The following is a 13,898-nucleotide window of genomic DNA, read 5'->3' on the forward strand; positions in this document are numbered from 1 at the left end:
ACCTCCCGAGCCGCATTTTCCCCCTCACCCTGGCCCTCTCCCCAAAAGAGGAGAGGGGACCGTTCGTGCTCGCATTTTGTGTGGGGTCCCTCCTCCCTACGATCGGGCACCGAACCCCTGGCCCGGCTCAGGCGCTTACGCCGCCATCCGGGAAAGGCATTGATGTGGAACCCTGTGTAGCCCGCACAGGGTTAAATCGATGTCCGGCCAAACGCCGCTTGCCAGTCCTGCTCAAACTTCGCGACAGCAGCCTCTACCGCGGGTGCGGCGATAAACTGTTGCGCCACATCCAGCGGCAGCGTAATCGACTCACAGCCTGCCAGCAGACACGCCAGCGCCTGGCGCGGTGTCTTAAAGCTGGCCGCCAGCACCTTCGCCCCTGGCGCATGCAGGCTCAACAAACGCTGTAAATCATTTACCGTCTGAACTCCGTCACCGCCCTGCGCATCCACGCGGTTCACATACGGCGCGACATACTCAGCCCCCGCGAGTGCGGATAACAGCCCCTGCCCGGCGCCGTATACCGCCGTGCCAAGCGTTGGAATGCCTTCCGCTTTCAGACATTTAATGGCTGCCAGCCCCTCCGCCGTCACCGGCACTTTCACCACCAGATCGGGAATAATGGCACGCAGCTTATGGGCATCCGCCACCATCCCCTCAGCGGTGTTCGCCATCACCTGGGCAAACAGGCGGCCTTTGCCATCCAGCGCGTCGTACAGTTGCGGCAGCAACACCTCAACAGGCGTTTTGCCTGCCGCCACAATACTCGGATTGGTGGTCACGCCCGCCAGCGGAAAAATGCGCGCCAGCCGTTTTACCGCCGCCACGTCTGATGTATCGAGATACAGTTCCATTCTTTCACCCTCAAAATGTGAGATTCAGCATGCTTTAAAACTAACACGCACCAACCTGCCCAAGAGTTGACCTTTATCAATATAACTTTCATTCGAAAGTAATTTAATCTTCATACGCAAGATGAGGGCAACCTATGATTTTCAATATTCAACGCTATTCCACCCATGATGGCCCCGGTATTCGCACCGTCGTCTTTCTAAAGGGCTGTTCATTAGGCTGCCGCTGGTGTCAGAACCCGGAGAGCCGCGCCCGCGATCGCGAAGTGCTGTTCGACGCCAGACTGTGCCTGGAAGGCTGCGATCTTTGCCAGCAGGTGGCCCCGAAAGCCATTAGCCGGGCGCTTAACGGCCTGCTTATTGCCCGTGACAATCTGACGGATAGCGACCTTAACGCCCTGACCGACTGCTGCCCGACGCAGGCACTGACCGTCTGCGGAGAAGATAAATCCGTCGATGACATCATGGCGACAGTGTTGCGTGATAAAGCCTTTTATACCCGCAGCGGCGGCGGTATTACCCTTTCCGGCGGCGAGCCGTTTATGCACCCGGAACTGGCTTTCTCCCTTTTTAAAGCCAGCCACGAGCAAGGGATCCACACTGCCGTTGAAACCTGCCTGCATGTGCCATGGCGCTACATTGAGCCCGCTCTGCCCTATGTGGATCTGTTTCTCGCCGACCTGAAACATGTGGATAGTGGTGCGTTTAAACAGTGGACCGACGGCAGCGCCAGACGCGTGCTGGACAACCTGAAACGACTGGCACAAGCCGGTAAGCAGATGACCATTCGCGTGCCGTTGATTCCCGGCTTCAATGCCGATGAAAAATCCATTGCCGATATTACCAATTTTGCCGCCGACGAACTGAACGTCCGCGAGATCCACTTTTTGCCCTATCACACGCTGGGCATGAATAAATACACCTTACTCAGTCAACCCTACACCGCCCCTGACAAGCCGCTTGATGCACCGGCGTTACTGGCATTCGCCCAGAACTACGCCTGCGAGAAAGGGCTGACAGCGATATTACGAGGATAATCTCATGACGACTTTACAACTCTCGACCCTGACCGATCGTATTAAGGCGCATAAGAACGCACTGGTGCACATTGTAAAACCTCCGGTGTGTACCGAGCGTGCGCAGCACTACACCGAGATGTATCAGCAGCACATGGATAAGCCCATTCCGGTACGCCGCGCGCTGGCGCTGGCCCATCATCTGGCGGAGCGTACCATCTGGATCAAGCACGACGAGCTGATCATCGGCAACCAGGCAAGCGAAGTGCGCGCCGCGCCGATCTTCCCGGAATATACCGTCAGTTGGATTGAAAAAGAGATCGATGACCTGGCAGATCGTCCAGGGGCTGGCTTTGCGGTAAGTGAAGAAAATAAACAGGTGCTGCACGCCATTTGTCCGTGGTGGCGTGGCCAGACCGTGCAGGATCGCTGCTACGGTATGTTTACCGATGAGCAAAAAGCGCTGCTGGAAACCGGCATCATCAAGGCCGAAGGCAATATGACGTCGGGCGATGCGCATCTGGCGGTGAATTTCCCGCTACTGCTGGAAAAAGGGCTGGACGGCCTGCGCCATAAAGTGGATGAACGCCGTTCACGTATTAACCTTACCGTTCTGGAAGATTTGCACGGTGAGCAGTTCCTGAAAGCGATTGATATCGTGCTGGATGCCGTCAGCCTGCACATTGAGCGTTTCGCCAACCTCGCCCGTCAAATGGCCCGTGCAGAAACCCGTACCAGCCGCCGCGATGAACTGCTGGCGATGGCGGAAAACTGCGATGTAATAGCCCATGAGCAGCCGAAAACCTTCTGGCAGGCACTGCAACTGTGCTACTTCATTCAGTTGATCCTGCAAATCGAATCCAACGGCCATTCTGTCTCCTTTGGCCGTATGGATCAGTATCTGTATCCGTACTATCGCCGCGATGTGGAGCTGGACCAGTCGCTTTCCCGCGAGCAGGCCATTGAAATGCTGCACGGCTGCTGGCTGAAATTGCTGGAAGTGAACAAAATCCGCTCCGGCTCGCACTCCAAAGCCTCAGCGGGCAGCCCGCTGTATCAGAACGTCACCATTGGCGGTCAGAAACTGGTCAACAATGCGCCGATGGATGCCGTGAACCCGCTTTCGTATGCGATTCTGGAATCCTGTGGCCGCCTGCGTTCAACCCAGCCGAACCTCAGCGTGCGCTACCACGCGGGCATGAGTAACGACTTCCTCGACGCCTGCGTACAGGTGATCCGCTGCGGCTTTGGGATGCCGGCGTTTAACAACGATGAAATCGTGATCCCTGAGTTTATTAAGCTTGGCGTCGAACCACAGGATGCGTATGACTATGCGGCGATTGGCTGTATTGAAACCGCCGTCGGTGGCAAATGGGGGTATCGCTGCACCGGGATGAGTTTTATCAACTTTGCCCGCGTGATGCTGGCAGCGCTGGAAGGCGGTCGCGATGCCACCAGCGGCAAAGTGTTCCTGCCGCAGGAGCATGCGTTGTCGAAAGGCAACTTCACCCACTTCGACGAGGTGATGGCCGACTGGGATACGCAGATTCGCTACTACACCCGGAAATCGATTGAGATTGAGTATGTTGTCGACACCATGCTCGAAGAGAATGTCCACGATATTCTCTGTTCCGCGCTGGTGGATGACTGTATCGAGCGGGCGAAAAGCATTAAACAGGGTGGCGCGAAATATGACTGGGTGTCTGGCCTGCAAGTGGGCATCGCCAACCTCGGCAATAGCCTGGCGGCGGTGAAAAAACTGGTCTTCGAACAGGGGGCTATCGGGCAACAGCAGCTTGCGGAGGCGCTGGCCGCTGATTTCGATGGGCTGACGCATGAGCAGTTGCGCCAGCGTTTGATCAACAACGCGCCGAAGTATGGCAATGATGATGATAGCGTGGATGCGCTGCTGGTACGTGCTTACCAGACCTATATCGATGAACTGAAAAATTACCATAATCCACGTTTCGGACGCGGCCCGATTGGCGGCAACTATTATGCGGGGACATCGTCTATTTCCGCCAACGTGCCATTTGGTGCGGCAACCATGGCGACACCGGATGGACGTAAAGCCAAAACGCCGCTCGCCGAAGGGGCCAGCCCGGCATCGGGCACTGACCATCTCGGCCCGACGGCGGTGATCGGTTCAGTGGGGAAACTGCCGACAGCGGCGATCCTCGGTGGCGTGTTGCTTAATCAGAAGCTGAACCCGTCAACGCTTGAGAATGACAGTGACAGGCAGAAACTGATGTTGCTGTTGCGCACGTTCTTTGAGGATCATAAAGGCTGGCATATTCAGTACAATATTGTGTCCCGTGAGACGTTGCTGGAAGCGAAGAAACATCCGGATCAATATCGCGACCTGGTGGTCCGTGTTGCAGGCTATTCCGCGTTCTTTACCGCCCTGTCACCGGATGCGCAGGATGATATTATCGCGCGTACTGAACATACGCTTTAACATCCCATCCCCGGCTGGCGCTTCGCTTAGCCGGGCTACCAGGCTCGACAGGTCCCCTCAGCCTTAAGGGAGAGGGGCAAACACCAAAAGCGGCAACCTCAGGTTGCCGCTTTGTTTTTACCGTGCTTTCGAATGAAATAAATTTGTGCTTCAGGTCACACTGTTATTACAATGTTACGAGTGGTACCCAGACCAGGAGCTTATGTATGACTGTAAAAGTTATCGTCACTGATATGGACGGAACTTTTCTTGACGACGCCAAACAATACGACCGCGATCGTTTTATGGCACAGTTTGCCCAACTCAGGCAGCGTGATATTGAATTTGTCGTCGCCAGCGGCAACCAGTATTACCAGCTCATCTCCTTTTTCCCGGAACTGAAAGATCAGATCTCTTTTGTCGCCGAAAATGGCGCGCTGGTCTTTGAACACGGTCAGCAACTGTTTCACGGTGAACTTACCCGTCATGAAGCCCAGGTCGTTATCGGCGAGTTACTGAAGGACAAAGCGCTGAATTTCGTCGCCTGTGGGCTGGAAAGCGCCTGGGTCAGCGAAAACGCGCCGGATAGCTTTATCGACCTGATGGCAAAGCACTATCATCGTCTGCAACGCATCAGCGACTACCACCAGATTAACGATACCCTGTTCAAATTCTCGCTCAATTTACCGGACAGTGACATCCCGCAACTCATTGATAAATTGCATGTTTCGCTGGATGGCATCATGAAGCCTGTGACCAGCGGCTTTGGTTTTGTCGACCTGATCATTCCCGGTCTGCATAAAGCCAACGGCATTACCCGTCTGCTGAAACGCTGGCAGTTGTCGCCGCAAGAGTGTGTGACGATTGGCGATAGCGGCAACGACGCCGAAATGTTGCGCATGACGGCGTTTTCGTTCGCCATGGGTAACGCCAGCGACGCTATCAAAGCCATTGCCCGTCATCGCACCGATGACAACAACCACCAGGGCGCGCTGAATGTGATTCAGGCGGTACTGGACGGTGCCCCCCCGTTCCAGTGATTTCCTGGCCGGAGTCGTCGCTCCGGCCTTTCCCCTTCTCTCTTTCCCTGCCCTTCTTTCAGCTTTGTGCTCTGCATCAAGTTTTTAAACTTGCATTAACTTATTTTTAACTTAAATTATCACTTGTAAGCTTAATTACTTTCGAATGAAAGATTGCGAGGCCATTATGACGTTCACCAGCGAAACTTTACCCGTCGACCATAAAGCGGCTATCCGGCAAATGAAGCAGGAATTGCGCCAGCAAATCGGTGACGTGAAAGCCGTATTCAATCAACTCCACGCGCGGATTAGCCAGCGCGTCGCAGAGATCAACGCGTTAAAGGCGCAGGGCGAGGATGTCTGGCCGGTGATCCCCTTTGAAGCGGTAAAACAGGGGCGGGTAAGCGAGCAACAGCGTGCGCTGATTAAACAACGCGGCTGTGCGGTGATCAAAGGGCATTTCCCCCGCGAGCGGGCGCTCGGCTGGGACCGCGACATGATGGCCTATCTTGAGCAAAACCACTTTGATGATGTCTACAAAGGGCCAGGCGATAACTTCTTTGGATCTCTCGATGCCTCTCGCCCGGAAATTTACCCTATCTACTGGTCGCAGTCACAAATGCAGGCACGCCAGAGCGACGAAATGGCTGCCGTGCAGTCGTTTCTCAACCGCCTGTGGCGCTTTGAAAGCGAAGGGACAACGTGGTTTGATCCGGATGTCAGCGTGATTTACCCGGACCGTATTCGTCGCCGTCCGCCGGGAACGACGTCAAAAGGTTTAGGTGCCCATACCGATTCCGGCGCCCTGGAACGCTGGCTGCTTCCGGCGTATCAACGGGTCTTTGCCAACGTCTTTAACGGCAAACTGGACGAATACGATCCGTGGGATGCCGCGCATCGTACCGAGGTGGAAGAGTACACCGTCGAGAACACCACCAAATGTTCGGTGTTCCGTACCTTTCAGGGCTGGACGGCGCTCTCCGATATGATCCCAGGCCAGGGGTTATTGCATGTCGTGCCGATCCCGGAGGCAATGGCCTATATTCTGCTACGCCCACTGCTGGATGATGTGCCGGAAGATGAGTTGTGCGGTGTGGCTCCGGGTAAGGTGCTTCCTATTTCTGAGAAATGGCACCCACTCCTGATAGAGGCGTTAACCTCCATCCCGGCGCTGGAAGCGGGCGACTCCGTCTGGTGGCATTGCGATGTGATTCACTCCGTCGCCCCGGTAAACGATCAGCAGGGCTGGGGTAACGTGATGTATATCCCCGCAGCCCCCCTGTGCGAGAAAAACCTCGCCTGGGCGCGTAAAGCAAAAGTCGCGCTGGAAAATGGCGTATCGCCAGGTGATTTTCCACGCGAAGATTATGAAGCAAACTGGGAGGGACGCTTCACGCTGGCCGATTTAAACGCCTATGGGAAACGGGCGCTGGGCATAGACTAAACGTCATACAGCCCTTCTCGCTCCACGGCGGTACGTCGTTGTCCCGGACGTATCCGCCGTACCGACTCCCTCACCACCAGCATGCCATTAATCAGCAGCGAGCCAATTGCCGCCTGCGGGCGAATCAGCCGCTGCTGCAACATGTGAACGGCCTCAGTACCGAGCTCATCGCGCGGCACATGAACCGCCGTCAGCGGCACATCCTGAATAGCCGCCAGGTTGAAGGCATCAATGCTCATCACCGAGACATCCTGCGGAACGCGTAAGCCGCGTTGTTGCAGCGCCCGTACGGTCCCTTCCGCCATAAAATCTCCCCCGACTAAAAACGCGGTCGGCGGGTTTTTATGTGCGGGACTGTCGAGCCACTCTGCAACCCGCTGCTGGGCTTCTCTTGCGCTAAAACTGGGAACAGTGATCAGATCGCGCTTACTCTGAAACCGCAGATTTCGCTGTTGCCAGGCTTCTTTAATGCCCGCCAGCCGCAAATCCATGGTATAGCGGCGCAGACACATCACGACCACCATATCGCGATGGCCGGAGTCAAACAGATAGTCAGCGGCAAACTCACCGATTGCCCGGTGATCCGGGGCCACCGTTGGCAGGCGCATCCGCTTATCGCGACAGTTAATCAGTACGCAAGGTTTAGCAAAATCCGCGGCCAGTTCGTGAATATGCGGATCGTCAATCCCCAACAAAATTGCCGCCTGGGTTTCCGGCTCATTCATTCGTGTAATAAATACATTAGCATCGCTATCCAGCTCCTCCAGCGGGCAGTAACGCAGCCGCACCTCATGAAAATCCAGCGCCTTACTGATGCTTTGAATCACGCGGTAATAAAAGATATCGGAGCGCTCATCGAACGCCCGCTGTGGTGCGAAGATCACCAGGTTATTGAGCAGCAACCTCCCGGCTGCAATCCCCTCCATTACCCCTAAATCACGCGCACATTCCAGTACCAGGCGTCTGGCCGTTTCGCTGGTATTGGCCTTACCCGCCAGCACGCGGGAAACGGTGCTGGTCGACAGGTTGGTGCGCCGGGCGATTTCAGTGATTTTTAGCTTTTTATCCATTTTGTGATCTTGCTCCGTTTCCGCGATGGGAAAATTTTCATGAAACACAGGCCTCATGAATACTGACCTGGAAAGCATAATGCCCTTTTCTTTGGCGAATTGATGAGAATCTTTGCACAAAATCCACTATGGCTGACCTTTTTTCTCCCCTAACGTAAAGATGTCGTACAACTTCCATACTAGTTGTCGGCGTATTTCAGGCTGAAGCAGAAAAAAATCCCCATGCGGTCCAGATCGGTATAACAAATTTCGAATGGCCCGCAACGACTTCCCTACAGAACGGTGCGTGGAGAAAAAAATGAGCCAGGGAATCAACAATAATGAAGTGGTGGCAAGCAAAAGCCGCCGGATAGTCAAAAACTTACGCTGGTGGGTGCTGGTCCTGTTTTTACTGGGCGTCACGGTGAACTACATCACCCGTAACTCACTCGGCATTCTTGCCCCCGAACTAAAAACCAGTATGGGCATTACGACCGAGCAGTACTCATGGATTGTGGGCGCTTTTCAGTTAGCCTATACCGTTTTCCAGCCATTATGCGGTTGGTTGATTGACGTGATCGGCCTGAAAGTGGGCTTTATGGTCTGTGCCATCATCTGGGCGCTGGCCTGTATTTTCCACGCCGGGGCGAGCAGTTGGTTGCAACTGGCTATTTTGCGTTTCACGATGGGGGCATCCGAAGCGGCCGCCACGCCAGCGAATGCCAAAACCCTGGGCGAGTGGTTCCCGAAATCTGAGCGCCCGGTTGCCGCAGGTTGGGCTGGCGTTGGTTTCTCGATTGGCGCCATGCTGGCACCGCCAATTATCTATTTTGCCCATGCCTCTTTTGGCTGGCAGGGCGCGTTTATGTTTACCGGTGTTCTGGCGCTGGTGTGGGTGCTGCTGTGGTGGGCGTTTTACTATAACCCGGAAAAACACCCGAACCTGAGCAAAGAGGAACTGGCCTATATCAAGCAGGACAACGAGGCGCCTGCGGTCAAACTGCCCTTCTTTTCCGCGCTGAAAACCGTCGCCAAAAACAAACGCTTTTACGGTATCGCCATCCCGGCATTTATGGCGGAACCCGCCTGGGCCGTGCTGAGCTTTTGGGTACCCCTGTATCTGGCGAAAGAGCATGGGATGGACCTTAAGCAAATCGCCATGTTTGCCTGGCTCCCCTTCCTTGCCGCCGATCTGGGCAGCGTGGCAAGCGGCTACCTCACCAAACTGTATACCCGCTGGTTCGGCTGCTCTCGGGTGAACTCGGTGGTGGCAAGCTCCGTCACCGGTGCGTTTCTGATGATCTCGCTGGGCATCGTCGCAATGACCCGCGATCCCTATATCACTATCGTGCTGATCTCGATTGGCGGTTTCGGCCACCAGATCATCTCCTGCATGCTGAGCGCGCTGGTGGTGGAATCCTTTGATAAGGGCCAGATGGCTACCGTTAACGGTATGCGCGGCTCGGCGGCATGGATCGCCAGCTTCCTCTTCTCTCTGCTGATTGGCGTTACCGCTGACAAAATAGGTTTCAATCCGCTGTTTATCGCAATGGGCTTTTTTGATCTGATTGGGGCCATTTTCCTGGTGTCATTTATTGCTGAACGTCGCGCGAAACGCGTCTGATAATGGATGTCTGATATGAAAACGTTGAAAAACTGGACCTTACAAAAACAGGCGGCTCACCATATTGAACTGTTGGTGGATGGGCAGCATACGCTGTGCCTGTATGTGCTGGAAAAAACGCTGTTCCGCGTGCTGTTAAAACGTAAAGGTGAGCTGGCGCTGGACAGAACCTGGAGTATTGCCCCCACGCAGGATGTGCCATGGGAAGGCCGTCATCGTGAAGATATCAGCGGCTTTACCTGCCCGGACTGGAGGCTTGAGCAACACGATCAGCAGTTGGTTCTCGCCACCGAAGCGTTACGGGTCACCGTGCACCAGCCGCTGTGGCTGGAATGGCACTATCGTAATGAGGCCGGGGAGTGGCAATGGCTGGCAGGCGATCGTCCTACCAGCGCCTATCAACTCAATGCCCATAGCGACGGTGTGGCGCATTATCTGAGCCGTAAAAAAGATGAGCGGTTTTATGGTCTGGGCGAGAAAGCAGGTAATTTGCAGCGTAACGGCAAACGTTATGAAATGCGCAATCTGGACGCGATGGGCTATAACGCGGTCAGTACCGATCCTCTCTACAAACATATTCCGTTTACCCTCACCCGCCGGGACGACATCAGCTACGGTCTGTTTTATGACAACCTGAGCAGTTGCTGGCTGGACTTGGGTAATGAAATCGATAATTACCATACCGCCTATCGCCGCTGGCAGGCCGAAGCGGGCGATATCGATTACTACCTGTTTACCGGCGCACGGGCGCTGGATGTCACCAAAGCGTTTGTCCGCCTGACCGGGAAAACCCTGTTTGGGCCGAAGTGGAGTCTGGGCTACAGCGGATCCACTATGCATTACACCGATGCGCCGGATGCGCAAAACCAGCTAATGAACTTTATTCGCCTGTGTTCTGAGCATGCGATTCCCTGCGATTCGTTCCAGCTCTCTTCGGGCTATACCTCCATTAATGGTAAGCGCTACGTCTTTAACTGGAACTACGACAAGGTGCCGCAGCCAAAAGTCATGAGCCAGGCCTTCCACGATGCGGGCCTGAAACTGGCCGCCAATATCAAGCCGTGCCTGCTGCAGGACCATCCACGCTATAACGAAGTGGCAGAGAAAAGGCTGTTTATTCGCGATTCAGAAAAGGATGCGCCAGAACGTTCGAGTTTCTGGGACGATGAAGGGTCGCACCTCGACTTTACGAATCCGCAGACCGTCAAATGGTGGCAGCAAGGCGTGACCACGCAACTGCTGGAGATGGGCATCGACTCAACGTGGAATGATAACAACGAGTTTGAAGTGTGGGATGGCGAAGCCCGCTGCTACGGTTTTGGCCGCGAGATTGCCATCAAACATATTCGCCCGGTGATGCCGCTGCTGATGATGCGCGCCTCGCTGGAAGCACAGCAACGATTCGCCCCGGATAAACGTCCGTACCTGATCTCCCGCTCTGGCTGCGCCGGGATGCAGCGCTACGTACAAACCTGGAGCGGTGATAACCGGACCAACTGGGATACGCTGCGCTTTAACACGCGAATGGGGCTCGGGATGAGTCTGTCCGGACTGTATAACGTGGGGCACGATGTGGGCGGCTTCTCCGGGGATAAACCGGATGCTGAACTGTTTGTTCGCTGGGTACAAAACGGCGTGATGCACCCTCGTTTCACCATCCATTCATGGAATGACGATCATACGGTGAATGAGCCGTGGATGTATCCGGGGGTGACGCCGGCCATTCGCAGCGCCATCGAACTGCGTTACCGTCTGTTGCCCTATTTTTATACCCTGTTGTGGCAGGCGCATGCGGATGATGAACCGATGCTGCGCCCGACTTTCCTCGATCACGAGCATGACACGCAGACGTTTGAAGAGTGCGACGATTTCCTGCTGGGCCGCGATATTCTGGTGGCCAGCGTGGTCGAAGAAGGCCAGCGCGAACGCCGTGTCTGGCTGCCTGCGAACGAGACCGGCTGGTATGATTTTTACACTCACGAGTGGTTCTGCGGCGGGCAGTGGATTGTGCGCGACGCGCCGCTGGAAAAACTGCCATTGCTGATCCGCGCCGGGGCGGGATTGCCGCTCAGCGCGCGAATCAGGCATGTTAGCGCAACGGCGGATGATACCCGTGAGCTGAAACTGTTTCCGGTGAAAGGAACGGGGCGCTCAGACGGGTTGTTGTTTGAAGATGACGGTGAGAGCTGGGGTTATCAGAACGGGAATGCCCTGTGGCTGGAATGGACAATGGCCTGCGACGCGGACTCTATCAATCTGACGATCGCCGCAACCGGTGATTACCGTCCGGCATGGCCGTCGCTTAAGGTATCGTTACCGGCAGGCGAAGGACGTAAGCTTCTGATCAACGGCGAAGCGCGGAGCGAGTGGGTACTGTAATCCCCTCACCCGGCCCTCTCCCAAAAGGGAGAGGGTGAATACCGCTTCGGGCAAATAATTAACCCGCAAGGCTTTCGTTATCTGCCTGTAGCTGTTTTAGCTCATCCCGCGCGTGCACTGCGTAAAGGTACTGCGCAATTCGCTCTGCAACCTCCGCGCCGTCCAGCTTCTGTTTGCCGTTTTCATCACTCTGAATAAGTTTGCCGGCCAGTAAAATGGTCACGGCACGCTTGCCTGGGTCAAAGCGAATAGTGCGCATAAAGCGTTTGGTCGTGATATCGGGTTCATACCCGTCGCGAAGATAGAGCTCTACCGTCACCGTTTCCGATGACTGGCGAACGAGCAAGGAGTCAATGTTATGTAGCGGCAATGGGCTCGCAATAAAACAACTGGTAATACTCTCCTCGTTTAAGGAGAAGAGCGGATGCGCAGCCTGTTTTATCTGCTTATATCCGGCGAGGATCAGCAGCAATCCGGGGAAAAGCAGGATACAGCCAAGAAGCGGGAAAAAGGGCTCGCTATGGGATAAAGATAAAAAGAGCATCGCCAGCCCCCCCAAACCAAACAGACCACCTAATACGAGCGAAAACCACGCCCCAGCCTTATTCCCCCAAAAATCGAGCGTCGTCTGAGACTGCTGTACATAGGACTCAAGCGCCTCCCGATATGCGGCTTTTTGTTGGTGAATTTCGGCTTCAACCTTTTGCGCCAGCGGCAGGCATAACTTCGCAATATCGTTAAACATTGCGCAGAACATCAGCCATCCGTCTTGCGTAACCGGACGAGCCGCGCGCTCAAAAAGAGTGGGATGCAGTGCGACGCCGAGATTCTCAATGCGTGCCCGTGTAGCAGGATGGCTGTCCATGGGATGCTCAAGCGCCATCTCCAGCCCCGCCTCTACTTTTAACGGCTGGCCGTTTTGCTGTTCGGCGATAAGGTTTTCAACCCAGCCAACCAGAGAAACGTCACCGCTCGCCGCCGCATCTGCATTTTTATCCACATACTCGCTCAGGGCAGTAATGCGTAGCAATGCGCTGGACAGGGCGGGCGCAGATGCCGCACGCGCGCCTGCTTCATCAGCCGCATATTCACGAATGCGGCTCCAGTGGCTCACGGTTTCATGAAAACGGTCAAGAAACCACGCCCCCATATCCAGTGACGGGATAAGCACAACCTTGTCCACCCACGAGCCAACCTGCGCCCCATTCGCTATCTCATGCAGGCTGGTTATCATGCCAGCGTAGAGCGGCGCGAAACGCAGGCTGTATTGGGTATCATTGCCGGTGAAGTGCCCCAGTTCATGGCCGATGACCGCCGCAATTTCTTCTTTATCCATCAGCGCGGCGTAACCCAGGGGCAGGTACAGTGTATTCCCGGTCAGGCGCGTCCCCTGTTCCAGTTGAATAGCGTTAGCCGTGACGTAAAAGCAGTCAAAATAACCGATAACAATATTGTCCGGTACGATAAGCGCGGCGCGCTGCGCCAACGTTTCGACCCATGACCAAAGTGCAGGCGCATCGTGGCGCAGAACATTCACACCGTAAATATGTGAATCATCCTGCTGGAAAATAGCGAAACATTTTTTGATAGAGAGAATGCCTTTAAACAGCATCCAGAGAATACTCAAAAGCGTAAACAGGGCGATTAGGACTATTTTTATTCCCCCGCCGTTCAATCGAAAATTATCGGTAAACCATGCTATTTCCGACAGCGCTATACAGACTATCGCCAGCCCACAAAATACCATTTCCCCTACCATTAAAAATGGCAACAGTCGTCGGCAACGGGTAAATTTCGCAATTAATATATCCTGCGACTTTCGGGAAGCGCGCGCGCTGAAATGACACAACGCCATAGCATAGCCAATTGTAACGGCTGCAAGGACAGCAAAGACAATACCCAGGCAAGTCATGCCGTAACGAAAAATAACGGTATTATCCTGGAAATAAAAAGCCAACTTCGCCAGGCCGCTCACCCGCGAATATTGCCATAAACCATAAATAAAAATAATGACTGGAATAATAAATGTTCTGCCAATATGCCTTTCCACGAAAAACGCTCCTTGTGTTTTGTGTTTAT

9 protein-coding genes are annotated in these 13,898 nt (G+C 54.7%); 6 read left to right on the plus strand and 3 right to left on the minus strand.

Features of this window, described 5'->3' with window-relative positions; all coding sequences use genetic code 11:
* Positions 1–191 precede the first annotated feature (191 nt).
* Entirely contained in the window at positions 192–854 is a 663-nt protein-coding gene (fsa, locus tag ABU190_RS09885) for a fructose-6-phosphate aldolase (protein WP_108701764.1), read from the minus strand.
* A gap of 134 nt (positions 855–988) precedes the next feature.
* Here fsa and ABU190_RS09890 point away from each other — a divergent pair, with 134 nt between their 5' ends.
* The 4 genes from ABU190_RS09890 to ABU190_RS09905 all read left to right on the plus strand — a co-directional run bounded on the left by ABU190_RS09890 (position 989) and on the right by ABU190_RS09905 (position 6,767).
* On the plus strand, positions 989–1,888 hold the full coding sequence (locus ABU190_RS09890) for a glycyl-radical enzyme activating protein (RefSeq protein WP_354691178.1): 900 nt from the start codon (positions 989–991) through the stop codon (positions 1,886–1,888).
* Between the two features lie 4 nt (positions 1,889–1,892).
* The gene (locus ABU190_RS09895) at positions 1,893–4,325 is read left to right on the plus strand and encodes a formate C-acetyltransferase/glycerol dehydratase family glycyl radical enzyme (RefSeq protein ID WP_354691179.1); all 2,433 of its coding nucleotides are present in this window, start codon (positions 1,893–1,895) and stop codon (positions 4,323–4,325) included.
* Positions 4,326–4,531: 206 nt separating this feature from the next.
* Complete coding sequence (locus ABU190_RS09900; RefSeq protein WP_071195624.1) at positions 4,532–5,344, plus strand: Cof-type HAD-IIB family hydrolase; 813 nt, start codon at positions 4,532–4,534, stop codon at positions 5,342–5,344.
* 166 nt (positions 5,345–5,510) lie between these two features.
* Entirely contained in the window at positions 5,511–6,767 is a 1,257-nt protein-coding gene (locus ABU190_RS09905) for a DUF1479 domain-containing protein (protein ID WP_039077184.1), read from the plus strand.
* Here the strand turns inward: ABU190_RS09905 and ABU190_RS09910 are convergent.
* Positions 6,764–7,837 carry a LacI family DNA-binding transcriptional regulator gene (locus ABU190_RS09910; protein WP_354691180.1) on the minus strand — a complete coding sequence of 358 codons (1,074 nt, stop codon included), beginning with the start codon at positions 7,835–7,837 and terminating at the stop codon, positions 6,764–6,766. The two genes, ABU190_RS09905 and ABU190_RS09910, sit on opposite strands and share 4 nt — an antisense overlap.
* A gap of 298 nt (positions 7,838–8,135) precedes the next feature.
* Between ABU190_RS09910 and ABU190_RS09915 the strand changes: the two genes are divergently transcribed.
* On the plus strand, positions 8,136–9,440 hold the full coding sequence (locus tag ABU190_RS09915; RefSeq protein WP_354691181.1) for an MFS transporter: 1,305 nt from the start codon (positions 8,136–8,138) through the stop codon (positions 9,438–9,440).
* Positions 9,441–9,455: 15 nt separating this feature from the next.
* Positions 9,456–11,819, plus strand: a complete 2,364-nt coding sequence (locus ABU190_RS09920) for a glycoside hydrolase family 31 protein (RefSeq protein ID WP_354691182.1) — start codon at positions 9,456–9,458, stop codon at positions 11,817–11,819.
* A gap of 58 nt (positions 11,820–11,877) precedes the next feature.
* Here ABU190_RS09920 and ABU190_RS09925 read toward each other — a convergent pair whose 3' ends face one another.
* The gene (locus ABU190_RS09925; protein WP_354691183.1) at positions 11,878–13,869 is read right to left on the minus strand and encodes a M48 family metalloprotease; all 1,992 of its coding nucleotides are present in this window, start codon (positions 13,867–13,869) and stop codon (positions 11,878–11,880) included.
* Between the last annotated feature and the right edge of the window lie 29 nt (positions 13,870–13,898).

Origin of the sequence: Phytobacter sp. RSE-02 (assembly GCF_040578655.1) — a bacterium.
Taxonomy (GTDB): domain Bacteria; phylum Pseudomonadota; class Gammaproteobacteria; order Enterobacterales; family Enterobacteriaceae; genus Phytobacter; species Phytobacter diazotrophicus.

Coding starts and splice junctions, on each gene's coding strand:
- fsa (WP_108701764.1), bottom strand. CDS start 854: ATGGAACTGTATCTCGATACATCAGACGTGGCGGCGGTAAAACGGCTG.
- ABU190_RS09890 (WP_354691178.1), top strand. CDS start 989: ATGATTTTCAATATTCAACGCTATTCCACCCATGATGGCCCCGGTATT.
- ABU190_RS09895 (WP_354691179.1), top strand. CDS start 1,893: ATGACGACTTTACAACTCTCGACCCTGACCGATCGTATTAAGGCGCAT.
- ABU190_RS09900 (WP_071195624.1), top strand. CDS start 4,532: ATGACTGTAAAAGTTATCGTCACTGATATGGACGGAACTTTTCTTGAC.
- ABU190_RS09905 (WP_039077184.1), top strand. CDS start 5,511: ATGACGTTCACCAGCGAAACTTTACCCGTCGACCATAAAGCGGCTATC.
- ABU190_RS09910 (WP_354691180.1), bottom strand. CDS start 7,837: ATGGATAAAAAGCTAAAAATCACTGAAATCGCCCGGCGCACCAACCTG.
- ABU190_RS09915 (WP_354691181.1), top strand. CDS start 8,136: ATGAGCCAGGGAATCAACAATAATGAAGTGGTGGCAAGCAAAAGCCGC.
- ABU190_RS09920 (WP_354691182.1), top strand. CDS start 9,456: ATGAAAACGTTGAAAAACTGGACCTTACAAAAACAGGCGGCTCACCAT.